The organism is Thioalkalivibrio sp. ALJ21, from assembly GCF_000378605.1.
GTDB lineage: Bacteria > Pseudomonadota > Gammaproteobacteria > Ectothiorhodospirales > Ectothiorhodospiraceae > Thioalkalivibrio.
On record NZ_KB905155.1, the window covers coordinates 1,204,888 to 1,229,405 of the forward strand.

General features: G+C 66.0%; 27 protein-coding genes. 10 read left to right on the top strand and 17 right to left on the bottom strand.

The features are described 5' to 3' along the window. Positions 1-15: 15 nt before the first annotated feature. A complete protein-coding gene (locus F579_RS0105640; protein ID WP_019025181.1) occupies positions 16-948 on the bottom strand; it encodes a LysR family transcriptional regulator in 933 nt (310 codons plus the stop codon). Positions 949-1,047: 99 nt separating this feature from the next. Next, the gene (locus tag F579_RS0105645; protein ID WP_018994001.1) at positions 1,048-1,437 is read right to left on the bottom strand and encodes a hypothetical protein; all 390 of its coding nucleotides are present in this window, start codon (positions 1,435-1,437) and stop codon (positions 1,048-1,050) included. A 50-nt stretch (positions 1,438-1,487) separates the two neighbouring features. Here F579_RS0105645 and sohB point away from each other — a divergent pair, with 50 nt between their 5' ends. The 3 genes from sohB to F579_RS0105660 all read left to right on the top strand — a co-directional run bounded on the left by sohB (position 1,488) and on the right by F579_RS0105660 (position 4,598). Then, complete coding sequence (gene sohB / locus F579_RS0105650) at positions 1,488-2,570, top strand: protease SohB (protein WP_019025182.1); 1,083 nt, start codon at positions 1,488-1,490, stop codon at positions 2,568-2,570. 77 nt (positions 2,571-2,647) lie between these two features. Then, complete coding sequence (locus F579_RS0105655; protein WP_026301119.1) at positions 2,648-3,148, top strand: DsrE family protein; 501 nt, start codon at positions 2,648-2,650, stop codon at positions 3,146-3,148. A gap of 118 nt (positions 3,149-3,266) precedes the next feature. After that, positions 3,267-4,598: an ethylbenzene dehydrogenase-related protein gene (locus F579_RS0105660; RefSeq protein ID WP_019025184.1), complete on the top strand. Its 1,332-nt coding sequence runs from the start codon at positions 3,267-3,269 to the stop codon at positions 4,596-4,598. 29 nt (positions 4,599-4,627) lie between these two features. On the opposite strand, the gene F579_RS0105665 is transcribed toward F579_RS0105660, so the two are convergent. Further along, positions 4,628-5,602, bottom strand: coding sequence for an arsenic resistance protein (locus F579_RS0105665; protein ID WP_019025185.1), 975 nt, complete (start codon positions 5,600-5,602; stop codon positions 4,628-4,630). A gap of 120 nt (positions 5,603-5,722) precedes the next feature. On the opposite strand from F579_RS0105665, the gene arsS reads away from it, so the two are divergent. From arsS to F579_RS0105695, 6 genes are all read left to right on the top strand, one after another. Continuing rightward, complete coding sequence (gene arsS / locus F579_RS0105670) at positions 5,723-6,682, top strand: arsenosugar biosynthesis radical SAM (seleno)protein ArsS (RefSeq protein ID WP_019025186.1); 960 nt, start codon at positions 5,723-5,725, stop codon at positions 6,680-6,682. Between the two features lie 49 nt (positions 6,683-6,731). Continuing rightward, positions 6,732-7,196, top strand: coding sequence for a DUF302 domain-containing protein (locus tag F579_RS0105675; RefSeq protein WP_019025187.1), 465 nt, complete (start codon positions 6,732-6,734; stop codon positions 7,194-7,196). Between the two features lie 62 nt (positions 7,197-7,258). Next, a complete protein-coding gene (locus tag F579_RS0105680; RefSeq protein ID WP_019025188.1) occupies positions 7,259-7,756 on the top strand; it encodes an ATP-dependent zinc protease in 498 nt (165 codons plus the stop codon). Then, the gene (gene rimK, locus F579_RS0105685; RefSeq protein ID WP_019025189.1) at positions 7,753-8,658 is read left to right on the top strand and encodes a 30S ribosomal protein S6--L-glutamate ligase; all 906 of its coding nucleotides are present in this window, start codon (positions 7,753-7,755) and stop codon (positions 8,656-8,658) included. The genes F579_RS0105680 and rimK overlap by 4 nt, the downstream gene beginning before the upstream one ends. Then, complete coding sequence (locus tag F579_RS0105690; protein ID WP_019025190.1) at positions 8,658-9,728, top strand: succinylglutamate desuccinylase/aspartoacylase family protein; 1,071 nt, start codon at positions 8,658-8,660, stop codon at positions 9,726-9,728. The genes rimK and F579_RS0105690 overlap by 1 nt, the downstream gene beginning before the upstream one ends. 77 nt (positions 9,729-9,805) lie before the next feature. Then, the gene (locus F579_RS0105695) at positions 9,806-11,146 is read left to right on the top strand and encodes a redoxin domain-containing protein (protein WP_019025191.1); all 1,341 of its coding nucleotides are present in this window, start codon (positions 9,806-9,808) and stop codon (positions 11,144-11,146) included. Here the strand turns inward: F579_RS0105695 and F579_RS0105700 are convergent. Continuing rightward, positions 11,143-12,738 (bottom strand): sulfatase-like hydrolase/transferase, encoded by a 1,596-nt coding sequence (locus F579_RS0105700; protein WP_019025192.1) that lies wholly within the window; start codon positions 12,736-12,738, stop codon positions 11,143-11,145. The genes F579_RS0105695 and F579_RS0105700 overlap by 4 nt on opposite strands. 28 nt (positions 12,739-12,766) lie before the next feature. Beyond that, positions 12,767-13,360: a cytochrome b gene (locus F579_RS0105705; protein ID WP_019025193.1), complete on the bottom strand. Its 594-nt coding sequence runs from the start codon at positions 13,358-13,360 to the stop codon at positions 12,767-12,769. Positions 13,361-13,483: 123 nt separating this feature from the next. On the opposite strand from F579_RS0105705, the gene F579_RS0105710 reads away from it, so the two are divergent. After that, positions 13,484-14,209, top strand: a complete 726-nt coding sequence (locus tag F579_RS0105710) for an HAD family hydrolase (RefSeq protein WP_026301120.1) — start codon at positions 13,484-13,486, stop codon at positions 14,207-14,209. A gap of 22 nt (positions 14,210-14,231) precedes the next feature. Here F579_RS0105710 and arfB read toward each other — a convergent pair whose 3' ends face one another. From arfB to F579_RS0105770, 12 genes are all read right to left on the bottom strand, one after another. Continuing rightward, positions 14,232-14,651 (bottom strand): alternative ribosome rescue aminoacyl-tRNA hydrolase ArfB, encoded by a 420-nt coding sequence (gene arfB / locus F579_RS0105715; RefSeq protein ID WP_019025195.1) that lies wholly within the window; start codon positions 14,649-14,651, stop codon positions 14,232-14,234. Beyond that, entirely contained in the window at positions 14,652-14,924 is a 273-nt protein-coding gene (locus tag F579_RS0105720; protein ID WP_019025196.1) for a hypothetical protein, read from the bottom strand. Positions 14,925-15,131: 207 nt separating this feature from the next. After that, entirely contained in the window at positions 15,132-16,724 is a 1,593-nt protein-coding gene (locus F579_RS0105725) for a peptide chain release factor 3 (protein WP_019025197.1), read from the bottom strand. A 149-nt stretch (positions 16,725-16,873) separates the two neighbouring features. Continuing rightward, positions 16,874-17,677 (bottom strand): tetratricopeptide repeat protein, encoded by an 804-nt coding sequence (locus F579_RS0105730; protein WP_019025198.1) that lies wholly within the window; start codon positions 17,675-17,677, stop codon positions 16,874-16,876. Positions 17,678-17,832: 155 nt separating this feature from the next. After that, positions 17,833-18,312 (bottom strand): ribosomal protein S18-alanine N-acetyltransferase, encoded by a 480-nt coding sequence (gene rimI / locus F579_RS0105735; protein ID WP_012983143.1) that lies wholly within the window; start codon positions 18,310-18,312, stop codon positions 17,833-17,835. Between the two features lie 94 nt (positions 18,313-18,406). Next, positions 18,407-19,201: a uracil-DNA glycosylase family protein gene (locus F579_RS0105740; RefSeq protein ID WP_019025200.1), complete on the bottom strand. Its 795-nt coding sequence runs from the start codon at positions 19,199-19,201 to the stop codon at positions 18,407-18,409. A 3-nt stretch (positions 19,202-19,204) separates the two neighbouring features. Further along, positions 19,205-20,014: a CDP-diacylglycerol--serine O-phosphatidyltransferase gene (gene pssA / locus F579_RS0105745; RefSeq protein WP_019025201.1), complete on the bottom strand. Its 810-nt coding sequence runs from the start codon at positions 20,012-20,014 to the stop codon at positions 19,205-19,207. After that, positions 20,011-20,679, bottom strand: coding sequence for a phosphatidylserine decarboxylase (locus F579_RS0105750; RefSeq protein WP_019025202.1), 669 nt, complete (start codon positions 20,677-20,679; stop codon positions 20,011-20,013). Before F579_RS0105750 ends, pssA begins: the two co-directional genes overlap by 4 nt. Before the next feature lie 63 nt (positions 20,680-20,742). Continuing rightward, positions 20,743-21,759: a ketol-acid reductoisomerase gene (gene ilvC / locus F579_RS0105755; RefSeq protein WP_012983147.1), complete on the bottom strand. Its 1,017-nt coding sequence runs from the start codon at positions 21,757-21,759 to the stop codon at positions 20,743-20,745. Between the two features lie 91 nt (positions 21,760-21,850). Continuing rightward, entirely contained in the window at positions 21,851-22,345 is a 495-nt protein-coding gene (gene ilvN / locus F579_RS0105760) for an acetolactate synthase small subunit (RefSeq protein WP_018138394.1), read from the bottom strand. 22 nt (positions 22,346-22,367) lie between these two features. After that, positions 22,368-24,086 carry a biosynthetic-type acetolactate synthase large subunit gene (gene ilvB / locus F579_RS0105765; RefSeq protein WP_019025203.1) on the bottom strand — a complete coding sequence of 573 codons (1,719 nt, stop codon included), beginning with the start codon at positions 24,084-24,086 and terminating at the stop codon, positions 22,368-22,370. Between the two features lie 162 nt (positions 24,087-24,248). Continuing rightward, positions 24,249-24,458: a hypothetical protein gene (locus F579_RS0105770; protein ID WP_012983150.1), complete on the bottom strand. Its 210-nt coding sequence runs from the start codon at positions 24,456-24,458 to the stop codon at positions 24,249-24,251. Positions 24,459-24,518: the final 60 nt, after the last annotated feature.

Below are 24,518 nucleotides of genomic sequence, written 5' to 3' on the forward strand. Positions count from 1 at the left end.
CCTGCAAGCAGGCTCCTACCGTTCAGGGGGCTCTGACGGACTTCCGCCGAAGGCGGCCTCCAGGGCCTCCATCAGGGCCTGGCTGGCGGCCCCGGCGCGGTCGCGATCCGCGTGCGCCATGTAGAACGGCACCTCGTGGCGCGTGCCCGCCTCCAGGTTCAATTCGACCAGGCGCCCCTGCTCGAGATCCTCGGCGATACGATCCAGCGGCAGCCAGGCGAAGCCGATCCCGGAGCACAGGATCTCGCGCGCGGTACTCATGTGCGAGACCGTCCAGCGCTGGTCGGCCTCGAGCCAGCCACCCTCCCCGGCCTGCTGTTCGCCGGAGTCGCGTACCACGATCTGCCGCTGCGCCTGCAGGTCCCGCCGCGTCAGCCGCCGGCCATCAGCCAGCGGATGTCCCGGGTGCGTCACGCAGACCATGACCTGATCCGCCAGCCAGGCGCCCAGATAGCCGCCCGGCAACTCCGGCGCGATCAGGATATCCACCCGGCCTTCGCGCAGGACTTCCGGACCGCCACTCAGGACGACCTCCTCCAACTGGACACGCGTGGCCGGATAGGCTCGGGAAAAATGCTCCAGCGCCTGGATCACCGGGCCCCGTGGCAGGATCTGGTCCACCGCCAGCCGTACCTCGGACTCCACACCGGCGGCGAGCGCACCGGCCAGGGCCTCGATCTCGGCGGCCTCCTCCAACAGGTGCTCGGCACGGCGCAGTAGCGCCTCGCCCGCCGGGGTCAGGACCGCCTTGCGGCCCTGGACTTCGAAGACCTCGACGCCCAGGCGCTCTTCCAGCTTCTGCACCGCATGGTTCACGCTGGAGGGGCTCTTGTGGACCTGTTCCGCCGCACGGGCAAAGCCGCCGGCGGCCACCACCGCCTGCAGCATGCGCCACTGTTCCAGGGAGACGCGGATCAACAGACCCGCCCGCGCCGAGATTCCGGCCATCGCGCCCCGACGCGGCGTTCCCGTTCTGGCGAGAGGCTGCACCGCCACTGCTGTGGCTTGCCCTCACCCAGCCTCGAACGGCACGCCTCCGGATTCATCCTAGTGTTCCTCCGGGCACCCGCAGCCGGTCTTGTGGATACGCCGGTGCCACTCCTCGCGCATCCGCGCGTAGGCGGTCGTGGTCATCAGCAGCAGATGGACCGTGGAGGGGTAGATTCGGCCGTCCATGCGCAGGGTCTCGGTCAGCTCCGGGTCCTTGCCCTCGGGGATGTAGAAAAAGTCCTGCCCCTCGCGCAGCTGATCCTTTTGCGCCTTGAACAGACGAAAGGCCGTGCCCTTGGGCACACCGTTCCATTCGTCGATCTGACGCAGGCTCAGGGTGGCGTATCCCTTATGGATGACCGGGTCCGGCGGGGTGTCGCTGGCGGAACCCTCGCGCCCCGGAAACAGTCCTGCACTACGGGGGTCTTCGTCGCTTTCGATCCTCATGCTGGCATTATGGCATGCCGACAGCCGCCCGACGGAACAGGACGACACGGATGGAATTGCTACAGGAATACGGGCTGTTCTTCGCCAAACTCGTAACCGCCCTCGTGGTGGTGCTGATCTTCGTGAGTGCCGTGGCGGGGGTGGTCGCCAAGAGCCGCGAGAGGCGTCCGGACCGCCTGACGGTGCGCAAGCTGAACGATCGCTATCGCCGCATGGAGAAGACCATCCGCCACGCGGTCGAGGGAAGCGCGACCTGGCGAGCGCGGCTGCGCAAGAAGCTGGGGTGGCGCCGCGGCGATTCCTCGTCCGGCGAAGGTGAATCCACCGAGGCCCCAAAACCGGATACCCCGAGCGAACACCCCGGCCCGGATTCCGGCGACCAGGAACGGCCCAGGGTGTATGTGCTGCACTTCACCGGCGATATCCGCGCCTCCAGCGTCGACAGCCTGCGCGAGGAGGTGACCGCGATCCTGACCCTCGCCCGCCCCGAACAGGACCGGGTGATCGTATGCCTGGAAAGCCCCGGGGGGTTTGTCCCGTCGTACGGCCTGGCGGCCTCGCAACTGGCCCGCCTGCGCGACCAGGGGCTGGACCTGACCGTCGCGGTGGACCGGGTTGCCGCCAGCGGCGGGTACATGATGGCCGCCGTGGCGCACCGGATCGTGGCTGCGCCCTTCGCGGTGCTGGGGTCGATCGGGGTCGTGGCCCAGATTCCGAATCTGCACCGCTGGCTGGAACGTCATGACATCGATGTCGAACTGCTGACCGCCGGCGAATACAAGCGCACCCTGACCGTACTCGGGGAGAACACCGACGAGGGCCGGCGCAAGTTTCGCGAGCAGCTGGACGAGGCCCACGACCAGTTCAAGACGTTTCTTTCCCGCTACCGTCCATCCCTGGATCTGGAGAAAGTGGCGACCGGAGAGCACTGGTACGGCGAACAGGCGCACGAACTGGGCCTGGCCGACGAGCTGCGAACCAGCGATGATCTGCTGCTGGAGACCAGCCGCGAGGCTGACCTTTTCGAGATTACCTATACCCGCCCGCAGCGCCTGAGCCGGCGCATCACGCTGGCGATGGAATCCATTGTCGAGCGTGTGCTGCGCAGCCAGGGACCCGAGGCGCGGCTTTGAGCCATCTCGGCATGAAGGGAAGAAGAACCCATCCCTGCCCGTCGACCATGCAAAGGACCCATTCGGAGGATATGACCATGCAATACCGTTCCCACACCCCCGCGTTGCTGTTGTGTCTGCTCGCCAGCCTGGCCTTGCTCGCCCTGCCACTGAAGGCGGCCGCGGACGACCAGATGCCCTGGGGCTCGGCCGAGATGATGGACCGCGAATACGAACCACGAAAGGTGGTCTACGACGTCTATGTAGATACCGAAGACGAGCTGAACATGGTGCTCGATCGCGTCAGCATGCTGAACAACGTCTACGAGTCCGATCCGTTCGAGGCCCACATCGTGCTGGTTCTGCATGGCCGCGAGGTCCCGTTCTTCACGCGCGACCAGTTCGAGGAACGCGAGGAAACCATGCGTCGCGCCAAGTCCCTCAGCGAAAGCGGCGTCATCGAATTCCGCATGTGTGAGGCCTCCGCCCGGCTGCGCGGCATCGACCACGAAGACGTCCACGGCTTCGTGAACCTGGTGCCCATGGCTGACGCCGAGATCATCGAGCTGCAGCACGAGGGCTATCTGCTAATGCAGTGAGGCCCCGCCTGGAGGCAGACGCCAGAACCCTGGCGTCTGCCTGTTAACGCCCCTTCAATGGCTGCCCCGAACGAGCCTCCCTACGCCCCATCGATAGCACCGCAAGGAATCCCCGCTCATGAAACGACGTCTGCTTGCCCTCCTGATCGCGGCCACTGGCCCCACCCTGGTCCTGGCCGACGAACCGCGAAAGAGCGACCCTGACCGGAATGTCTACATCCCCGGGGCCGAGAACAGCCAGGGCGTGTTGCGCGTGGCAGCGGTCTACAACGGGGACCGCATCCGGATTCACTACGAGTACGAGACCAACAGTCCCAGCTGGTATCACCAGTACTGGCGCTACGAGGATGGCGAATGGGTGCGATATGGCTCCGGCGGTCCAGAACCCGACGAGCACGGCCTGTACGAAGATCGCATCTCGATGATGCTGGACGACGGTTCGGTCGAGGACTTCATGCGCCTTGGTGGCTGGATGACGGCGCACGAGGGCATGCGCAGCCTGAGCTCCGAGGTGGATCGCGACGACGTGCGCGATCACCCCAAGCTGGGCGAAGAGATGGACCGCAGCGATGTGCGCAAGTACCTGCCGCAGACCCGCGAGACCGATGACCCGGAAGACGTCTCCTGGGACGCGATCCGTGACGATGACGAACTCGAGGCGATGCGCGACGACGGCGAGTTCCTCGACCTCTGGCAGTGGCGCGCCCATCGCAGCCACCCGGTCGGATACGCCGACAACGGCTATGTGCTGCACTACCGCCTCGCCTCCGAGGGCGACAGCATGTTCACCACCAACTGGGACGACGACGCCGACCAGCCCGCCTATATGTTCGATCCCGACCAGGTGGGCGCCCCGGCCCTCGACTGGGAGCGCCTGGTCGCGGGCGAATACGGCCAGAACGACCCCTACTTCCTGTCGGAAAATAACTCGGTCGCGTTTGACCCCGACTATGACTGGCAGGAGGGCGACACCCTGCCCCAGCGCTTCCTGCGCGAGCCCAGTGGCAGCCGCGGCGCGATCGAGGCCTCCGGCGGCTACCGGGACGGGGCCTGGCGCATCGCGTTGACGCGCTCGCTCGAGGCCCCGGACTCGCGCGACAGCAAGGCGCTTGAGCAGGGCAATACCTACAACGTCGCCTTCGCTGTGCATAACGGTACCGGGGCCCGCTGGCATCTGGTCTCGCTGCCCATGACGCTGGGCCTGGACAATGGCGAGGCCGACATCGAGGCCCAGTACGCGGATGGGCATCTGGACGACGTTGATCTGGAATGGACCGAAATCCCGGTGTTCTACCCTGGGCAGATGACCTACCAGGACCTGCACGGCGACACGCACGGGGCCGGCGGCCCGCTCGTGCGCGACGGCGACCTGGGCATGCTTGACGCCCATGATCCGGAGGGACTGGCGGACCTGATCATCGAGCACGAACTGCGTCAGCTGGAGAACTAGGGGGACCAATGTCTCCCCAGGACTGATCGTCAGCTCGACCCGGATGGTTCCGAGGGTGCCTGCGGGGCAGGGAACAGGCGCGGCATCCAGCGCAGGTAGCCGAGCATCCCGAACAGCTCGACCAGCGACTGCAGTACGATGACCATGACGGCCGCGTGCAGGGCCTCCGGCAGCGCAAGGGCCACCGGCAGTACGACAAACGAGTTGCGCGTACCCAGGCTGAACGCCAGCGTGCGCCCCTGCTCGCCGGGCAGGGCGAAGGCCCGTGCAAGACCCCATGCCAGCGCGGCCGCCCCGAACAGGAACAGCAGGTACACCGGGATCACCCCCAGCAGCTCGCGTCCGCCTTCGAACACCCCCGGGGCCTCCACCAGCGCGATCAGCCCCACCACCAGCGCCAGTAACGGAACGGTAGCGACCGCGAAGCGGTTCTGCCAGACCTTTACACGCCCCCGCAGCCTGAGCGCCTGTTCCAGCAGGATGGCCGCCAGCAGCGGCAGGCCGATCAGCAGCGCCGCCGCGGCGAACACGGCCGGCGATATCAGGCTCATGGCCTCCCCTGGCCCCAGGATGATGGCCAGATAAACGGGCAGCATCAGAAACTGGGCCGCCAGGCTCACCGGTGCAAAAGCTGCGGCACGCGCACCATCACCCCCGCCCTGGCGGGCAAAGGTAATGAACCAGTCGGTGCAGGGCATCAGCAGTACGAGCAGGATGCCCAGCCGTATCGCCGGATCGTCGGGGGCCAGCGGCAACAGGGCGACCAGCAACAGGGGTACCAGCACAAAATTCCCCACCAGCGCGGCGATCAGGAAGCGTCGGTCGTTAAACGCGAGCCGGATCGCCTCCCAGGGGATCTGCGCAAAGGTGACAAACAACAACAGCCCGAGCGCGATCCATACCCAGGCGATCAGCCCCTCGCCAAGCCCCGGCCAGAGGCCAGCCAGCACCAGACCCATCACAATGGCGGCAAGATAGATCCAGACCTGAAGGCGTTCCAGCATCAAGACACGGTACCAGAACCCCACCCTGCCTCCGGGCTTCGTTGCCCTCGGCACCGGGAGAGTTCAGGCTTGGAAATACTTGATGTATCGATACATCTCCTCTAGCCGGCAGCCGATGTCATGTCTCAACAAGAGCCTCTGATTGCCTACCACGATTTCCCTCCCGTCACGCGTGACCGGCTGGAGACCCTGCAGGCCAATCTCGGCTATGTCTGCAACCAGACCTGCTTCCACTGCCACGTAAACGCTGGCCCGAACCGCCGCGAGGTCATGCCGCCGGAGGTGATCGGCGAACTGCTCGCCTGCTGCGATCGCTGCGATATCGAGACCCTCGACCTGACCGGTGGTGCGCCGGAACTGAATCCCGGTTTCCGCGACCTGGTCCGCGCCGCACGCCAGCGCGGGATACACGTGATGGATCGCTGCAACCTGACCATCCTCGGTGAACCCGGTCAGGAGGACCTGGCGGCGTTCCTGGCCGAACAGGATGTCGAGATCGTGGCCTCGCTGCCCTGCTACCTGGAAGCAAATGTCGATGCCCAGCGTGGTGACGGCGTGTTCGAGCGCAGCCTTGCCGGCCTGAAGCAGCTCAATGCCCTGGGCTACGGCGACCCCGGCAGCGGGCTCCGCCTCAATCTGGTCTACAACCCGCAAGGGCCCAGCCTGCCTCCCCCGCAGGCCGAGCTGGAGGCCGCCTACCACGAGCACCTCGAGCGCGAGTACGGCATCCGCTTCAACGCGCTGTTCACGATCACCAACATGCCCATCCACCGCTTCGCCAAGACGCTTGCGCGTGAAGGCCGTTACAACACGTACATGCAGACGCTGCGAAACGCCCATCAGTCGTCTAATCTCGCAGGCGTCATGTGTCGGACACTCGTCTCGGTCGACTGGCAGGGGTACGTGCACGACTGTGATTTCAACCAGATGCTGGAGTTGCCCCTCGGGGCCGGTCGGGGCAGCCGCGTGCACATCGCCGAGCTCACACCCGAGTACCTGGCGCAGGCACCCATCGCGGTGGCCGACCACTGCTTCGGCTGTACGGCCGGCCAGGGTTCCAGCTGCGGCGGGGCGCTTTGATTCCCCCGCTACCATTCAAATCCTCAACCACGATGAAAAGGAGTTCGTCATGAAAAAGACTCTTCTGGCCACTACCCTTTCACTGGCCCTCGCCGCCACGTCCGCGCAGGCGTTCGATGTGGACGGCATGATCACCAAGGCCAGCCCGCACTCGGCCGCGGAAACGCTGGACCGCCTCGAGTCCGCCCTGGAGGCGAACGATGTAGACGTCGCCCTGCGCTGGGATCACGCGGACAAGGCCGCGGGCGAGGACATTGATCTTGGCCCGACCGAGCTGCTGCTGTTCGGCAATCCGGCCCTGGGCAGCCACATGTTCACCAGCCGCCAGCACGCGGGCATCGACCTGCCGATGAAGGCACTGGCCTGGACCGATGCGGACGGGCAGACCTGGCTGGCCTATAACGACCCCGAATGGCTGGCCGAGCGCCACGGGATCAACGATCGCGAGGAGATCGTCGAGCAGATGAGCAACGCGCTCGACAACCTTTCCGACGCGGCGGTCGCCGACGACTGAGCACCAGCACCCGGCAGGCGATTCGTTATAGTGGGGGCCGGACCCAATTCACCGGGGGACTCATGGATCGCCCGCCTCATTTCAATCCGTCGGCGCGTGCCGAAGATGTGCTCGGCTGGCGCGAGTGGGTTGGCCTGCCGGATCTCGGCCTCGGGGCCATCAAGTGCAAGGTGGATACCGGCGCGCGCAGCTCCGCGCTGCATGCCTTCTATATCGAGAGTTTCACCCGTGGCGGGCGTGAATGGGTGCGTTTTGGCATCCATCCCTATCAGCAGGATGACCAGACCGAGGCCTGGTGCGAGGCCCCGGTACTGGATGTTCGCAACGTCACCGACTCCGGCGGCCATACCGGCGAGCGTTATTTCATTGCCACCCGCGCAAAAATCGGTGATCGAGTGGTCCCTCTGGAACTCTCTCTGACCAGCCGCGATACCATGCGCTTTCGTATGCTGCTCGGGCGCGAGGCCATGCGGGGTCGCTTTCTGGTCGACCCCCAGGCCTCGTTCCTGCTCGGGCGCCCCGCTCCACATCTTGCAACACCGGAACCCACGCCCGAATGAAGCTCGGAATCCTCTCGCGCAACAGCAAGCTCTACTCCACCCGGCGCCTGGTCGAGGCCGCCCAGGAACGCGGCCACGAGATCCGCGTGGTGGACCCGCTGCGCTGCTACATGAACATCACCGCACACAAGCCCCAGATCCACTACAAGGGCGATGTGCTCGACCAGTTCAATGCGGTCATCCCGCGTATTGGCGCCTCCATCACCTTCTACGGTACCGCGGTGCTGCGCCAGTTCGAGATGATGAGCGTCTATCCGCTGAACGAGTCGGTGGCCATTTCGCGCTCGCGTGACAAGCTGCGCAGCCTGCAACTGCTCTCGCGCCGCGGCATCGGGCTTCCGGTGACCGGGTTTGCCCACTCCCCCGATGACATCGACGACCTGCTGGCGACCGTCGGCGGCGCACCCGCCGTGATCAAGCTGCTGGAGGGCACCCAGGGACTGGGAGTCGTGCTCGCCGAGACCAAGCAGGCAGCGGAGAGCGTAATCCAGGCCTTCATGGGTCTGAAGCAGCACATCCTGGTACAGGAGTACATCAAGGAGGCCAAGGGCTCGGACATTCGCTGTCTGGTGATCGGCGACAAGGTCGTCGCCTCGATGAAGCGCCAGGCGAAGGAAGGCGAGTTTCGCTCCAATCTGCATCGCGGGGGTAGCGCAAGCCTGTGCCGCATCACCCCCGAGGAACGGGCTACGGCGGTGCGCGCGGCCAAGGTGATGGGCCTGAACGTCTGCGGTGTCGACCTCCTGCGCTCCAACCACGGCGCGGTAGTGATGGAGGTCAACTCCTCGCCGGGCCTGGAGGGGATCGAAAACGCCTCCGGAAAGGACGTGGCCGGCATGATCATCGACTTCATCGAGAAGAACGCCAAGCCGAATCGCACCAAGACCAAGGGCCGTGGCTGATGGCCACGCCCCGGGCCGACCGTAACGACCCGATCACGATCGGCGGGACGACCGTCCGCCCGGGTGAGCGGCGCACGGTGGAGCTGCAGCTCGGCGCCCTGTATACCCATACCCCGACCAACATGCCCGTGCAGGTCCTGTGCGGCCGACGCAAGGGGCCGGTGCTGTTCGTCAGCGCCGCCATCCATGGCGACGAGATCAACGGCGTGGAGATCATCCGCCGCCTGCTGAAGATCCCGGCACTGCGGCGCATGCGCGGCACGCTGCTGGCCATTCCCGTGGTCAACATGCACGGCTTCATCAACCAGAGCCGCTACCTGCCCGACCGCCGCGACCTGAATCGCTGTTTCCCCGGCTCGCCCAAGGGCTCGCTGGGGGCCCGGATCGCACGGCTGTTCATGCGCGAGATCGTTCACCGCAGCACCCACGGGATCGACCTGCATACCGGGGCGATCCATCGTTCCAACCTGCCGCAGATCCGGGCCAACCTCGACCATCCGGAGACACAGACGCTAGCGCGCGCATTCGGCGCGCCGGTGATCCTGAATTCCGCGCTCCGTGACGGGTCCCTGCGCGAGGCCGCGGCGGAGCGGGATACCCCGATCCTGCTGTACGAGGCCGGCGAGGCGCTGCGCTTCGACGAGCTGTCCATCCGTGGCGGTGTGCACGGGATCATCGAGGTCATGCGGCATCTCGGCATGCTGCCGGCGAGCCGGCGCCGCACCCCGCGCGAACCGATCATGGCCCGCACCAGCGGCTGGGTACGCGCCCCGCAAAGCGGCATCCTGCGCAGCTTCGTCCGTCAGGGCGACCGTGTGGTCCGCGACCAGACACGCCTGGCGATTGTCTCCGACCCCTTTGGCGAGACCGAGACCGAAGTCCTCGCCCCGGCCTCGGGGATCATCATCGGCCAGCTCAACCTGCCCCTGATCAACGAGGGCGATGCCCTGTTCCATATCGCCCAGTTCAACCGGACCGACCTGGCGGTGGAGCGCCTGGAAACCTTCCAGGAAAACCTCGAGGCCAGCGACTACCCCTACGCCGACACCCCGCGCCCGGAAACGCCCTGACGTTCACGCTCTGAGGGGATCAAAACCCGCTGCCATCACGTCTACGGCTTGAACTCATTCAACCAGAAACCCTGTCCATGACCCGTCTGCCCCCGTGGCTCCATGCCCTGCTCCTGACTGGCGCCCTGTGCGCCAGCCCCGCCCTTGCCCAAGAGATTGCCGAAGAGACCCCGGACGATGCCCAGACCGGCGCGGTCTCGGCCGCCACCAGCATCGACGCGGGCGGGGCCGAGATCCCGGTCGAGCGCTATCCCACTGATGGCGAGGCCGTGCTGCTGTGGTTCCCGTCCGAGCACGGGCTACTAGACGGCCACCGGCAGCAGGCCCTGGCGCTGCAGGCCGTCGGCGTCGAGGTCTGGCTGGCGGATCCGTTTGCCGGGCATTTCCTCCCGGAGGCGGCCTCCAGCTTCGACGAGATGCCGACCGAGACGGTAGGCGACCTGATCGAGGCCGCACACGCGGAGGACGAACGCGCGGTGTTCGTGTTCGGTAATGACCGCGCCCTGCCCTGGCTGCTTACGGGTCTGTACCACTGGCAGGAGGCGCATCCGGAGGCCGAACACCTCGCGGGGCTGATCATGATGAGCCCGTACCTGCACACCGGCGTGGACACCGACGAGGCCGAGATGCAGCCCATCGTCGGCGTTACCAACCTCCCGATCTACATCATCCAGCCCATGCTCTCTCCACAGTTCCAGCACCTGGGGCTGATCCGTTCGACCCTGAGCGACGGGGGCAGCCCCGTCGGGGCACGCCTGCTGCCCGAGCTGCGCGACCGGTTCTTCTTCCGTCCCGATGCGATGGAGGCTGAACTCCTGGCACGCGAGATCTTTCACCAGGAGCTCGTCTACGGCATGGACCTGCTGCGCCGCCTGCCGGCCGCGCGCACCGCCGCCGCATCCGACGACCGGGATCTGAGCGTGAGCACGCCCACCGGCGGCGACGTCCAGCTGGATGCACTGGACGAACCGATCGCGGCCCCGGAGCTGGTCCGCCCGGACCTGGCCGGCAAAGAGCACCGTCTGGAGGACTATCGTGGCGAGGTCGTGCTGATCAACTTCTGGGCCAGCTGGTGCCCGCCCTGCGTGCACGAAATGCCGTCCATGCAGCTGCTGGAAGACGAGCTGCGCGAAGAGGGCTTTCGCATCCTCGCGGTCAATCTTGGCGAGGACGAAGAGACCATCCGCGACTTCATCGAGAACGAGGTGCAAACGGAGTTCACCATCCTGCTTGATCCGGACCAGGAGTCCCTGAACGACTGGCGCGCGATGGCCTATCCCACCAGCTATGTCGTCGACCGCGAGGGCAACCTGCGCTACTACCTGTTCGGCGCGATCGAGTGGACCGAGCCCGGGGTCGTCGACCAGATGCGCGAGCTGCTCGAGGAAAACTACGAAGCCCCGGAAGGCGACGACTAGTCCGAACCCGGGGGCGTCCCGAACGCCTCGCGCAGCCACTCGCGCAGGGCGTCAAAGCCATGCTCCGCCCGCTTCGAGGGCGGCTGCATGCCCGGGACGAACCCGTACGCGCGAAATGGCTCCAGCAAGGCCGGATCGCCGCTGATGATGTGCACGGGCACGGCCCAGCTGGCGTCCTGACCAGTCACCAGGGCGGCCGGCTGGTGATCGCCCAGCATGAAAAACAGCGTGTCCTCGTCCGCATACCGCGCCGCATAGCCCCCGGTCACCTCCAGCGAATAGCGCACCGACTCCGCGTAGTACTCGCGCACACGATCGAAGTCCCGCCACAGCGACTCCGGGGTCGGTCCCTTTCCGGCCCACTCTTCGAAGACCGCGCCGTCTCCGATCGCCTCCCAGTCCTTCAGCACCGGCAGGATCGGGGTCCACGGCGCATGCGAGCTGATCAGGGCCAGCATTGCGAATATCGGGCGTTCCGAGGGCTCGCGGATCTCGCGCTCGAAGAACGACCAGGTGTACTGGTCCGGCATGGTCACCCAGAAAAACGGCGGCCCGGCGTAGTCGAACGCGTGCTTGTCGACGATCCGGTCCCAGCGAAACCACTGCCCCTCCGGCCAGTCGAGCTGGATCGCCGGTGCCAGCATGGCCGTCTCGTGCCCGGTCGCCTGAAAGTCCTGCACCAGGGTGTCGCGGGTCTGCGCCTGCAGGGCGTCGTAATGCCCGGCGTAGCGCACCTGCAGGCCCGTGAGCAGCGAGGCCTGCGCCAGCCAGGACTGCCCCCCGGCGATCGGGGCGTCCAGTACGCCGGTCACCACATGCAGGTCCGCGGCGTCCAATTGCTCGCCGATGGACTCGAGGCTCGGCACAAGTACGGGCGCATAGCGCTCGTCGAACACGGCCGAGATCCCGTAGGACTCCACCAGCCCCAGGATCACGTCCACGTCACCAAGACCTGGCAGAGGGCGCCCCTCGGCCTGCTCGCGGGTCTGTTCCAGGCGCTCGCGAAATGCGTGGTTCTCCGCCAACGCCTCCTGCCCGGCCACGATCTGCTCCTGAACCGAAACGAGCCCGGGCGCGGCCGTACCCGGCGGTGCCGCACCCCGTGCGGAGACGACCGCCCCCACCAATCCAAGCGTGAGCAGACCGACCGAAACGGACAGGGGTACTCGGCGCAGACGCTCCGGATGCGCGGTCAGCGCGAACAACCCGCGGCCCGCGCCCGCGATCACCGCGACCAGCCCCACGATCAGGACACCGGCCAGCGCCACGGTGGCCCAGACATCCAGGTTGCCGGTCACCAGCCGGTAGACCGCGTCCAGCAGAATCCAGTCCTGCATTACGTTCAGGGGGCGTACCAGGCTGACGCGGGTCAGGGCATCGAACAGGGCCAGCACCACCAGCGCCAGCAGAACGAATCCGGCCAGCCAGGCCAGCGCACGCGCCAGCCGCCGGGCGGGCAACAGCGCGAACAGCCCGACCAGCAGGACCGCCTCCCAGGCCAGCCAGTGTGGCCCGATCCCCGCGTGACGGGGCACGTCCAGCCCCAGCAGCACGACGTTGAGTGCCGCGAGGGTCAGCAGCAGTCGAATCACGGGCAGACGGACATTAGGGAAACACTGATCAATGTACACGCTCGCGCCGCGGGGAACCGAACGTCATCCGCTGCAATACCCCATCCCGACGGACACGCCAGTGGTACAGGGCCGCCGAGATATGACCCAGCGCCAGTACCAGGATGGTGATCCCCAGTATCTGGTGCCAGGCAAACAGGGTCTCCGACAGCGCCTCGTTTTCCGGGAACAGGCCCGGCAGGATCAGCGGACCCAGCTGCACCGGGTAGCCGCCGGCGGCCGTGGCCCACCAGCCAATCACCGGCATCACGATCAGCAGCAGATACAGCAGGCCGTGGACCGACTCGGCGGCGATGCGCTGGGCCGGAGGCAACGCGACCGCGTAGGGCGGCTTGCCGTGACGCAGCCGCAGACCCACACGCACCAGCATCAGCAGCAAAATCAGCACGCCGAAGCTCTTGTGCCAGGTGTAGATGGTGTCGGTCGTGCCTTCGCCAAAGCGCTCCTGGAGACCCTCGAAGCCATACCAGCCGATGGTCCCGCCCAGCGCCAGCGCACCCAGCACCAGCACGGCGACCGCCCAGTGCACGATCCGCTGGCTCAGGGCATAACGCGGCCACACTCCGGTATTGTCCGTCTCCATCCCGCACTCCCGTTCGTGTATGTCCCCAACATGCCGCCCGCACACGATACCTGCAACCCGTCGTTCCCCCACCTCGCCTGGCGAGATACGCCCGTCACCGTGCAGGGCCAGTATGCTTTGAACATGCGCTCACCCGAACCCACTGCCCCATCGCTGACCGGCGTACGCTGCCTGACGTTCGACCTTGATGACACCCTGTGGCCGGTCATGCCGGTGATCCATCATGCCGAGGCGCGCTTCTACGCCTGGCTGCGCGAGCATGCGCCAGTGGTCTGCGAACGCTTTGATCCACAGGCCCTGATTGCTGAACGGACCGCCTTCATGCGCGCCGCCCCGCAGAGCGAGCGCCACGACCTGACCGGCCTGCGCAAGCGCTGGCTGCGCGAGCTGGCCACGGACTGCGGCTGCTGTCCCGATCTCTTGTCGGGCGAGGGATTCGAGGTGTTCTGGCATGCGCGCAACGAGGTGACACCCTTCCCCGAGGCCGACGGCGTGCTCGCCACGCTGTCGCATCACTTCCGGCTGGGCGCGATCAGCAACGGCAACGCCGATGTTTTTCGCACGCGGCTGGGCCGCCACTTCGACTTCGCGATCGCCGCCGGCGAGGCCGGCGCGGCCAAACCCGACCCGGCGATCTTCGCGCAGGCCCGCGAGCAGGCCGGCGTCGAGCCCGAACGGATCCTGCATGTGGGGGATGACAGTACCAGCGACGTCCTCGGGGCCCTGAACGCGGGGTTCCAGGCGGCCTGGTTCAACCCCGACGCGCTGCCCTGGGAACACGGGCGACCCCGCCCCGTGCTGACGCTGGGCCGTCTGGGCCAGCTGCCGCGACACCTCGGGATCGACTAGGCGCGCCTATCGCCGCGTCCCCTCAGTCGGGGTCGACGCGGCCACGCAGGGCCTTCTTGCGGCCGCGGTGGGTCTTGCCCTCAAGCCGACGCAGCTTGGAGGCGCGCGTGGGGCGGGTCGGCTTGCGCGTCTTGATCGGCCGGCCGGCCTCGCGGAGGAGTTCGGCCAGGCGCTCCAGCGCATCCTCGCGGTTGGCCTCCTGGGTGCGGTACTGCTGCGCCTTGATCACCACCACGCCGTCCTTGCTGATGCGCCGGTCGCGGCGGCGCAGCAGGCGCTGCTTGTAGACCTCCGGGAGGCTGGAGGCGCGGATGTCAAAACGCAGATGAATGGCCGAGGCGACCTTGTTTACGTTCTGTCCGCCCGCACCCTGTGCCCGAATGGCGGTCAGCTCGATCTCGTCTTCGGGCACCGCGACGCTGTTGGAGATGCGAAGAACCATTCAGCGAAAGTCGCCGTCCCGGATCCGGCCCTCGTCGTCCAGCTCGGCGAAGAAGCGCGAGTTGTCCTCGCGGTATTCGTGAGTCGCGATCTCGCCCGGCAGTACCAAGGTCACGTCCGGGTAGACGCGTTCGAACTCCTCGGGGCTTGGGCGGGTTTCCAGGAAGTGCAGAAACGGGTTCATCTGCTTGACCGTCCCCGGGCGCGGCTCAGGCCCGTCGGCACGCGTCTCGGTCTTGTGGACCGCGCAGCCGCTAGCCCCGAGCGCCAGCATCACTGCCACTACGGACATCCATCGAAGTATTCGTGCCATGCATCCCTCCGGCGTCGGTCGTATGCGCCTTTATTGCGAGGCGTCGCAGGCGCCGTGGCAATCATCGCAAGCTGGCATCAAGCCACAAACCACTGGTTTCGGATAGAGGTCGCCGCGTCGCTACGCTCCTCGCGATGACGGTGCCAACGCAGGGCTCCGGGGTCGCCCCTACTCCGTTGGCTGACCGTGCTCGCGGGTGGCCTCGAAGCGGATCTCCGGCCATTTCTCCTGGGCCATCTGCAGGTTCACCCGTGTCGGGGCGATATAGACCAGATCGCCACCGTGGTCGATCGCCAGGTTGGCCGCGGCCTTCTCCTTGAACTCCTCGAGTTTCTTCGGATCGTCACATTCGACCCAGCGCGCCGTCTGTACGTTCACGTTCTCGAACTGCGCCTCGACCTTGTACTCGGTGCGCAGGCGCTCGGCGACCACGTCGAACTGCAGCACGCCGACCGCGCCCAGGATCAGGTCGTTGTTGGTCAACGGGCGGTAGAGTTGGGTCGCGCCCTCCTCGCACAGCTCCTGCAGGCCCTTGGCGAGCTGCTTCATCTTCAGCGGGTCCTTCAGCTGCGCGCGACGGAAAAGCTCCGGCGCGAAGTTGGGCACGCCGGTAAAGGTCAGTTCCTCGCCCTCGGTGAAGGTATCCCCGATGCGGATCGTGCCGTGGTTGTGGATACCGATGATGTCACCCGGATAGGCGGTCTCCACATGCTCGCGGTCCGAGGCCATAAAGGTCAGCGCATCCGGGATCTTCACGTCGCGCCCGATGCGTACATGGCGCAGCTTCGCGCCCTTGTCGAAGGTACCGGAGCAGATGCGCATGAACGCGATGCGGTCGCGGTGCTTCGGGTCCATGTTCGCCTGGATCTTGAACACGAAGCCGGTGAACTTCTCTTCGGTGGGATCGACCCGGCGCGAATGGGTCGGCCGCGGCAGCGGGCCCGGGGCGTACTCGACGAAGTCGTCCAGCAGCTCCTCAATGCCGAAATTGTTGATCGCGGAGCCGAAGAAGACCGGGGTCTGCTCGCCACGCAGGTAGCCGTCGGAATCGAACTCATGGGAGGCGCCCCGCACGAGCTCCATCTCGTCACGCAGCTCCTGTGCCTGATCGCCGAGCACCTCGTCCAGGCGCGGATTGTCCAGCCCTTCGATGATCTCGCCAGTGGACTTCTTGCCACCCTCTTCCGGGTCGTACAGGTGCACCGCATCGCGGCGGATATGGTAGACACCGCGAAAGCGCTTGCCGGAACCGATCGGCCAGGTGATCGGGGCGCACTGGATCTTAAGCACCTCTTCGACCTCGTCGAGCAGTTCGATCGGGTCGCGGCCCTCGCGGTCCATCTTGTTGACGAAGGTCATGATCGGGGTGTCGCGCAGCCGACAGACCTCCATCAGCTTGATGGTGCGTTCCTCCACGCCCTTGGCCGCGTCGATCACCATCAGCGCGGAGTCCACCGCGGTCAGCGTGCGGTAGGTGTCCTCGGAGAAGTCCGCGTGCCCCGGGGTGTCCAGCAGGTTCACGATGCGGCCCTTGTAGGGATACTGCATCACCGAGGAGGTCACCGAAATCCCGCGCTGCTTTTCCATCTCCATCCAGTCGGAGGTGGCATGGCGCGACGCCTTGCGCCCCTTGACCGTACCGGCGAGCTGGATCGCGCCACCGTACAGCAGGAGCTTTTCGGTCATGGTGGTCTTGCCCGCGTCCGGGTGCGAGATGATCGCAAACGTCCGGCGCCGGGCGGTTTCCTCGAGAAAGGACATGGTCTTGGGTCGCCTGAGTGAAGCGCGGGAGTTTAACGCGAAAACGGGGCAGGCGTTGCGTTTCCCGGTGCCCGGAATGCAAACGGCCCCGGACTTTTGTCCGGGGCCGTTGCTGCTACGCCCTGACCAATGGTACTGAAAAGCACCTATCAGCGTGCAGAGGCTCGCTGGATCGCGGAGGACTGTTCGTCCAGCCGGTTCTGAGCCAGGTCCAGATCACGCTGGCTCATGCGCGTCTTCACGGTTTCCATGCGTTCACGGTCCTCGGCCAGGGAATACCAGACATAGGCCTCGACCAGGTCACGCTCGACGCCCTGTCCGTTCTGGTGCAGGCGCCCGAGACCGATCTGTGCATTGCGATCGCCTCGCTCCGCGGCCTTGGTGTACCAGCGGGCCGCCTCGGCCGGATCCCGGTTCGTGCCACGACCTGTTTCGTGCAGGAAACCGTAGTAATACTTGGCCGAAACCTGCCCCTGCTCGGCCGCCTTGCCCAGCCACTCCAGGGCCTCGCCATTCGACTGCTCGTTACGGGCATAGTGACTGCCCAGCCAGTACTGCGCATTGGCGTAGCCGAGTTCAGCCGAGCGGGTGTAGTGCTCGAGCGCCTTGTCTTCATCGGTGGCCGTGCCACGACCGGCGGCGAACATGAAACCAAGATAGTAGTGGGCGCCCGCATGGTCGTCATCCGCCGCACGCGCGAACCAGTGCAGCGCCGCATCGTAATCCACGTCGGTACCACGGCCGACATAGTTGGCCATGCCCACGTCGAACATGGCGCGGGTGTCACCGCGCTGGGCGTTGCCTTCACGAATCTCGTACCAGACCCCGAGCAGCTCCTGCTGCCGTTCGGCCTCGTCGTAACCGAAGTCCTGGGCCTGGGCCACACCGACCCCGAAGGCCAGGGGCAGAGTCAGGGGAAGGGAGAAAAACAACGCACGCAGGGTTCGGGACATGGGGCAGCCTCACAGGGAATTCCGGCATCAATGCCGGTTACGATCATAGACCGCCCCCCATCCGCGCGCAAAACTCGTCCGCGGGTACGAGAACCCCTGGCCGCAAAACGCTCTCCGAACGCCGAAGAACGTGGCAGACGTCACACTGTTTCGAGTCACGTCCCGGCCGGGGTGTCACATCGGCAACTCAGCACCCAGGCATCCTCGCGGCCGCTGTGCAAGGGGTAGTAGCGCGGCCGGGTCCCGATGTGCTCGAACCCCTCCGAGCGGTAGAGCTGCACCGCCGCGACATTGGAGGGACGAACCTCCAGAAACAGGGCCTCGGCCTTCTGTTCGCAGGCATAGTCGAGCAGGCGGCGCAGCATGAAGCGACCCAGCCCGTAACCCTGCCAGCGTCGATCGACGGTCAGGTTCAGCAGGTGCGCCTCGCCGGCCGCGACGGTCAGCACAGCGTGCCCCACCTGGCGCTCGTCCACCTCCAGCACCCAGCAGTCGTAGCCAACCCGGATGCAGTCCTCGAAGATGCGCGCGGTCCACGGATAGTGGTAGGCCTCGCGCTCGATACCCATCACACGCTCGACATCCTCGGCCAGCATGCGGCGCATCCGGGGTTGTACTTGCGGCTCGGCACTCATGGCGTCGGGCTGGGTCTCCTGAGTTCATTACCTGGGCTGAACATATAGGCGTGTAGGCGCTCGCTGCGTTCCCTAACACCTACAGTCTGCAGGGTTAGCCCCCGGGCGCACTCGTCAGGCAGGCCCGAGCGCGCTGCAGGTCCTGCCAGGCCTTGGCCTTGTCCTGCGGCTTCCGCAGAAGATAGGCCGGATGATAGGTCACGACCAGCGGGACCTCACGATACCGATGCAGGCTGCCACGCATCCGGCCCAGCGGCTGGTCGGTCCCCAGCAGATGCTGGGCGGCGATACGCCCGAGCGCCACGATTACCTCCGGCTGCACCAGCTCGATCTGCCGGTCGAGGAAGCCGCGGCAGGCCCGGGACTCGTCTGGACTGGGGTCACGGTTGTTCGGCGGGCGACACTTGAGGACATTCGCGATAAAGACATCCTGCCGGCGATCGAGCCCCAGTGCGGCGAGCATACTGTCCAGCAACTGGCCGGCACGCCCGACAAACGGCTCGCCCCGGCGGTCTTCCTCGGCCCCCGGGGCCTCGCCCACGAACAGCCACCGGGCGCGGCGATCGCCCACACCGAACACGGTCTGCGTACGCTGGGCCGCGAGTTCGGCGCAGGCCGTGCAGTCGCGCACGCGGGCTTCGAGCTCTGGCCAGTCCAATGCCGCGACCCCGCCTTCCACCGGCACGTCTGCGGGAGACACGAGCGGCCCGGATGTCTCGGAGGGTGCGCCGGGTGCCTGGGCCGACTCGACCTCGGGCATTAGCGGCGCAGCTGGAGGGTCGGCGGCCGGTACCGCGGCCGGCAGCCCCGGAAAGGCGCCGTCCCGGGCACGCCAGATGGGGATCCCCATGTCGGCCAGGATACGGCGTTTGCGCGCCGACAGCTCCACGCCTCAGTCCCCCGAAGGTGTACGACGCCGATGGCGGCGCCAGCGTTCCAGCGTCAGCAAGGGCCCGGAGAGGGCATAAACCACGAAACCCGCCCAAAGGACCTTGGGCGGATCCAGCGCCAGCAGCATCAGTGCACCTACCACCCCGACAATCGCCAGGAAGGGCACCCGATGCTTGAAGTCCATGTCCTTGAAGCTGAAGTAGGTCAGATTGCTGACCATGGCCGCACCCGCCAGAACCGTCACGATCAGAATCGCGACCACGTAGGGATCGGCCAGGTCCGCCGGAATGCCGAGATCCTCCAGCACCCAGACCATCCCCACCACCAGCGCGGCGGCGGCGGGGCTCGGCAGGCCCTGAAAGAATCGCTTGTCGACCACGGCCAGACGGCTGTTGAAGCGCGCCAGACGCAACGCCGCGGCCGTGGCAAAGAAGAAGGCCGCCACCCAGCCGAGATTGCCCAGGTCCTGCAGCTGCCACAGGTACACGACCAGGGCCGGGGCTACGCCGAAGGAGACCAGATCAGAAAGCGAGTCGTACTGCGCCCCGAACTCGCTTTGCGTGTCCGTCATGCGCGCCACGCGCCCATCCAGGGTATCCAGGACCATGGCCACGAACACTGCAATCGCGGCGGTCGTGAATTCGCCATTGATCGCGGAGACAATCGCGAAGAAGCCGGAGAAGAGCACCCCGGTCGTGAACAGGTTGGGCAGCAGAAAAATCCCGCGGCGACGCCGGGCACGCCCCTCGTGCCGATCGCCCGCCCCGTTCATCTCGTCGATGTTGCTTGATCCCTCGTCATCCGGCGTCACTCCAGCACCTCCACGGTCGCTTCCACGTCGCCACTGGCCTCCGGCAGACCCCCGATCACGGTGGAGCCCGCCAGCACCTTCTGGCCGACCTGGGCCATGACCTGCGACCCGGCCGGTAGCCAGACCTCGAAGGTAGCACCGAATCCGGCAAAACCCATGCGCTTGCCGCGTCCGAGTCGATTGCCGGGCACCACATTCTGCAGACGGATCATGCGCGGCCAGTGATTGACCGACAGGGCGAGCGTCAGGCGCGTACCCTCGTCGGTTACCAGCGCAAATGCCAGGCGGTGGTCGAGCTGCCCGTCCGGCGGGCTATCCGTCTCCTTGCCCGGCCAGATCCGCTCCCCCACCTTCGATTCCTGCGGGGCATGGACGTTGTATTCCCCCAGCCGCCGCTGGCGAATGCGGATGCGCCGGGCGGGCTCGCCGGTAAACGGGTCGGTCGTCTCGTCGATCGCCTCCACCGTGCCATCGGCCGGAGCAATTACGCCCAGCGCGGGGGCCGCCGCCTTGCGCCGCAGATCGCGGAAAAGCCCCATCAGCGCCACGGTCAGCAGCACCATGAACAGGCCCAGCTCCGCCTCCCCGACCAGCAGCGAGATCACCGCCATCCAGGCGGAGATGATCACGAACACACGGCCTTCGGGGGCAAGCGGAAACAGCATGGGGTTCTCGGAGGGGACGCGGGTGCGCGACCCGGGGCCTGCGCCCCGGGTCGCCCCAACGGATCAGTTGCGGGACTTGTCGACCAGCTGGTTGGCCTTGATCCACGGCATCATCGCACGCAGGCGTTCGCCCACCTGCTCGATCTCGTGGGCGGCGTTCAGGCGGCGGTTGGCGGTCATAGACGGGTAGTTCATCGCGCCTTCCAGGATGAACTGCTTGGCATACTCGCCGTTCTGGATGTTCTTCAGCGCCTCGCGCATCGCCCAGCGCGACTCCTCGTTGATCACCTGCGGGCCGGTCACGTACTCGCCGTACTCGGCATTGTTGGAGATCGAGTAGTTCATGTTGGCGATGCCGCCCTCGTACATGAGATCAACAATCAGCTTCAGCTCGTGCAGGCACTCGAAATAGGCCATCTCCGGGGCGTAACCAGCCTCGGTCAGGGTCTCGAAACCGGCCTTGACCAGCTCCACTGCACCGCCGCACAGCACGGCCTGCTCACCGAACAGATCGGTCTCGGTCTCGTCCTTGAAGGTGGTCTCGATGATTCCGGTGCGGCCGCCGCCGATCGCGGAGGCGTAGGACATCGCGATGTCACGGGCCTTGCCGGAGGCGTCCTGCTGGATCGCGATCAGGTCGGGGATGCCGCCGCCGCGCACGAACTCGGAGCGCACGGTGTGGCCCGGGGCCTTGGGCGCGATCATGATCACGTCCAGATCCTTGCGCGGAACGATCTGGTTGTAGTGGATCGCGAAGCCGTGGGCGAAGGCCAGGGTCGCGCCCTGCTTCAGGTTGGGTTCCAGGACGTCGCGGTACAGGGCGGCCTGGTATTCGTCCGGGGCCAGCACCATGATCAGGTCGGCGCCGGCGGTCGCGGCATCGACATCGGCGACCTTAAGGCCGGCTTCTTCGGCCTTGGCGCGCGAGGCGGAGCCGTCGCGCAGGCCCACGGTCACGTCCACACCGGAATCCTTCAGGTTGTTCGCATGGGCGTGGCCCTGCGAGCCGTAGCCGATGATCGCGACCTTCATGCCCTGGATGATGGAGAGGTCGGCGTCTTTGTCGTAATACAGATTCATGGCAGTCATTTCCTTGGCAACAGGCCCCGCCAGGGGGCCGATGACGAATTAAAAGCCCGTGCCCGGCCGGCACGGACGAAAGCGAAGACGATTACAGCTGCAGCGCGACGTCGCCGCGGGCGATGCCCATCACACCCGAACGCACGACCTCCAGCACCGGGAACGGCGAGACCGCCTCAAGGAAGGCATCCAGCTTGGAGCCCTCACCGGTGATCTCGATCACGTAGGTCTGCTGGGTCACATCGATGATGCGACCGCGGAAGATATCAGTCAGGCGCTTGACCTCTTCCCGGTCGGCCGCCTCGCCAACGCGTACCTTGACCAGTGCCATCTCGCGCTCGATGTGCGGGTGAGCGGTCATGTCCAGCAGCTTGATCACGTCGACCAGCTTGTTCAGCTGCTTGGTGATCTGCTCGACGATCTCGTCGGAGCCACTGGTGACGATGGTCATGCGCGACAGCGACGGGTCGTCGGTCGGCGCGACAGTCAGCGATTCGATGTTGTAGCCACGGGCGGAGAACAGACCGGCCACCCTTGAGAGGGCACCGGATTCGTTTTCCAGCAGGACACTGATGATATGACGCATACGGCTCTTCCCTGTACCCGGTTCAGACCAGGATCATTTCGTTCTGGCCGGCGCCGGCCGGGATCATCGGATAGACGTTCTCGGACTGGTCGGTAAGGAAGTCCAGGAACACCAGGCGCTCCTTCTGCGCGAGGGCCTCCTTGATCGCGCCCTCGACGTCGCCCGGCTTGTCGATGCGCATGCCGACGTGGCCATACGCCTCGGCCAGCTTCACGAAGTCCGGCAGCGCGTCCATGTAGGACATCGCGTAGCGGCCCTGATAGAAGAACTCCTGCCACTGCCGGACCATGCCCAGGTAGCGGTTGTTCAGGTTCAGGATCTTGATCGGGAGCTGGTACTGGTAGCAGGTCGACAGCTCCTGGATGCACATCTGGATGCTGGCCTCGCCGGTGATACAGCCGACCGTCGCGTCCGGGTGCGCGAACTGCACGCCCATCGCGAACGGCAGGCCCACGCCCATCGTCCCCAGGCCACCCGAGTTGATCCAGCGGTTGGGCTTGTCGAAGCCGTAGAACTGCGCGGCCCACATCTGGTGCTGGCCGACGTCCGAGGTCACGAAGGCATCGCCTTGCGTCAGCTCCCAGAACTTCTGCACCACGTACTGCGGCTTGATCAGTTCGGACTCGCGGTCGTATTTCAGGCAGTCCTGCGACTGCCACTCGCGGATCTGCTTCCACCAGGCGTCCAGCGCCTCCGGATCCGGCTTCGCGTTGGCGGCGTCCAGCGCCTTGATCAGCGCGCGCAGCACCGGCTCCACCTCGCCGACGATGGGCACGTCGACCTTCACGTTCTTGGAGATCGAGGACGGGTCGACATCGACATGCACGATCTTCGCGTGCGGGCAGAACTTCTCGATGTTGCCGGTCACGCGGTCGTCAAAGCGCGCGCCGATCGCAATCAGCACGTCGGCGTGGTGCATGGCCATGTTGGCTTCGTAGGTCCCGTGCATGCCGAGCATGCCGAGGAACTGCTTGTCCGACGCCGGATAGCCGCCCAGCCCCATCAGGGTGTTGGTGATCGGGTAGCCCAGCTTGCGGGTGAACTCGGTCAGCGCCTCGGAACCCCTGCCCAGGATCACGCCCCCACCGGTGTAGATCATCGGCTGCTTCGCCGACAGGATCAGGTCCACCGCCTTGTCGATCTGGCCGGTATAGCCGCCAAAGGTCGGGTTGTACGAGCGCATGTGGATGGACTCGGGATATTCGAACTCGCAGCTCGCCGCGGTCACATCCTTCGGGATATCCACGACCACGGGGCCGGGGCGGCCGGTGGTCGCCACGTAGAAGGCCTTCTTGATCGTGGTCGCCAGATCCTTCACGTCCTTGACCAGGAAGTTGTGCTTCACGCAGGGGCGGGTAATCCCCACGGTATCCACTTCCTGGAAGGCGTCGTTGCCGATCAGGCTGGTCGGCACCTGGCCGGTGAACACCACCAGCGGCACCGAATCCATGTAGGCATCGGCGATCCCGGTAATCGCATTGGTCGCGCCGGGACCGGAGGTCACCAGCGCGACACCCGGCTTGTCAGAGGACTTGGCATAGCCCTCGGCCGCGTGCACCGCGCCCTGCTCGTGGCGTACCAGTACGTGCGAGACCTTGTCCTGGCGATACAGCGCATCATAGATGTGCAGTACCGCCCCGCCGGGATACCCGAATACGACATCGACACCCTCGGCCTGCAGGCTGCGGCAGAAGATTTCGGCGCCGGTGATGGCGGTGGAGGAACTTGAGGTCTCGGACATGGTGGTCGACTTCCTTACCTAAGGGCTCGTGCGTGATCGTGGCGGGATGACCCAGCAGGAATCAAAATAGCCCAACATCCTAATATGAAATGACGATTTTTCCCAGCACCGGGGTGCGGAAAAGCCACCCCGGGAGGCGACCCAGCGCCGTGCAGACAGCCTTCAGTCGTCCGACTTCTTCACGTCCGCCGCGGGCAGACCGGGATTGGTCGGGCGGCGGGCATCGTCGCTGGACATGTCCTGCGGCGCCATCTGCTGTTCCAGCCCTTGCGGCGGGTTCATCTCTTCTTCCTCGCCCCCGCAGCCGACCAGCACAAGCGTGGCGGCAACCGACAGAACGAAAAATCCAGTGATGCGGGCATGGCGGTACATAGTGTTCATCCTTGCGAGACAGGGGCGTGAACTGGCGAGCTTGCCGTGGCGCCAATGGCT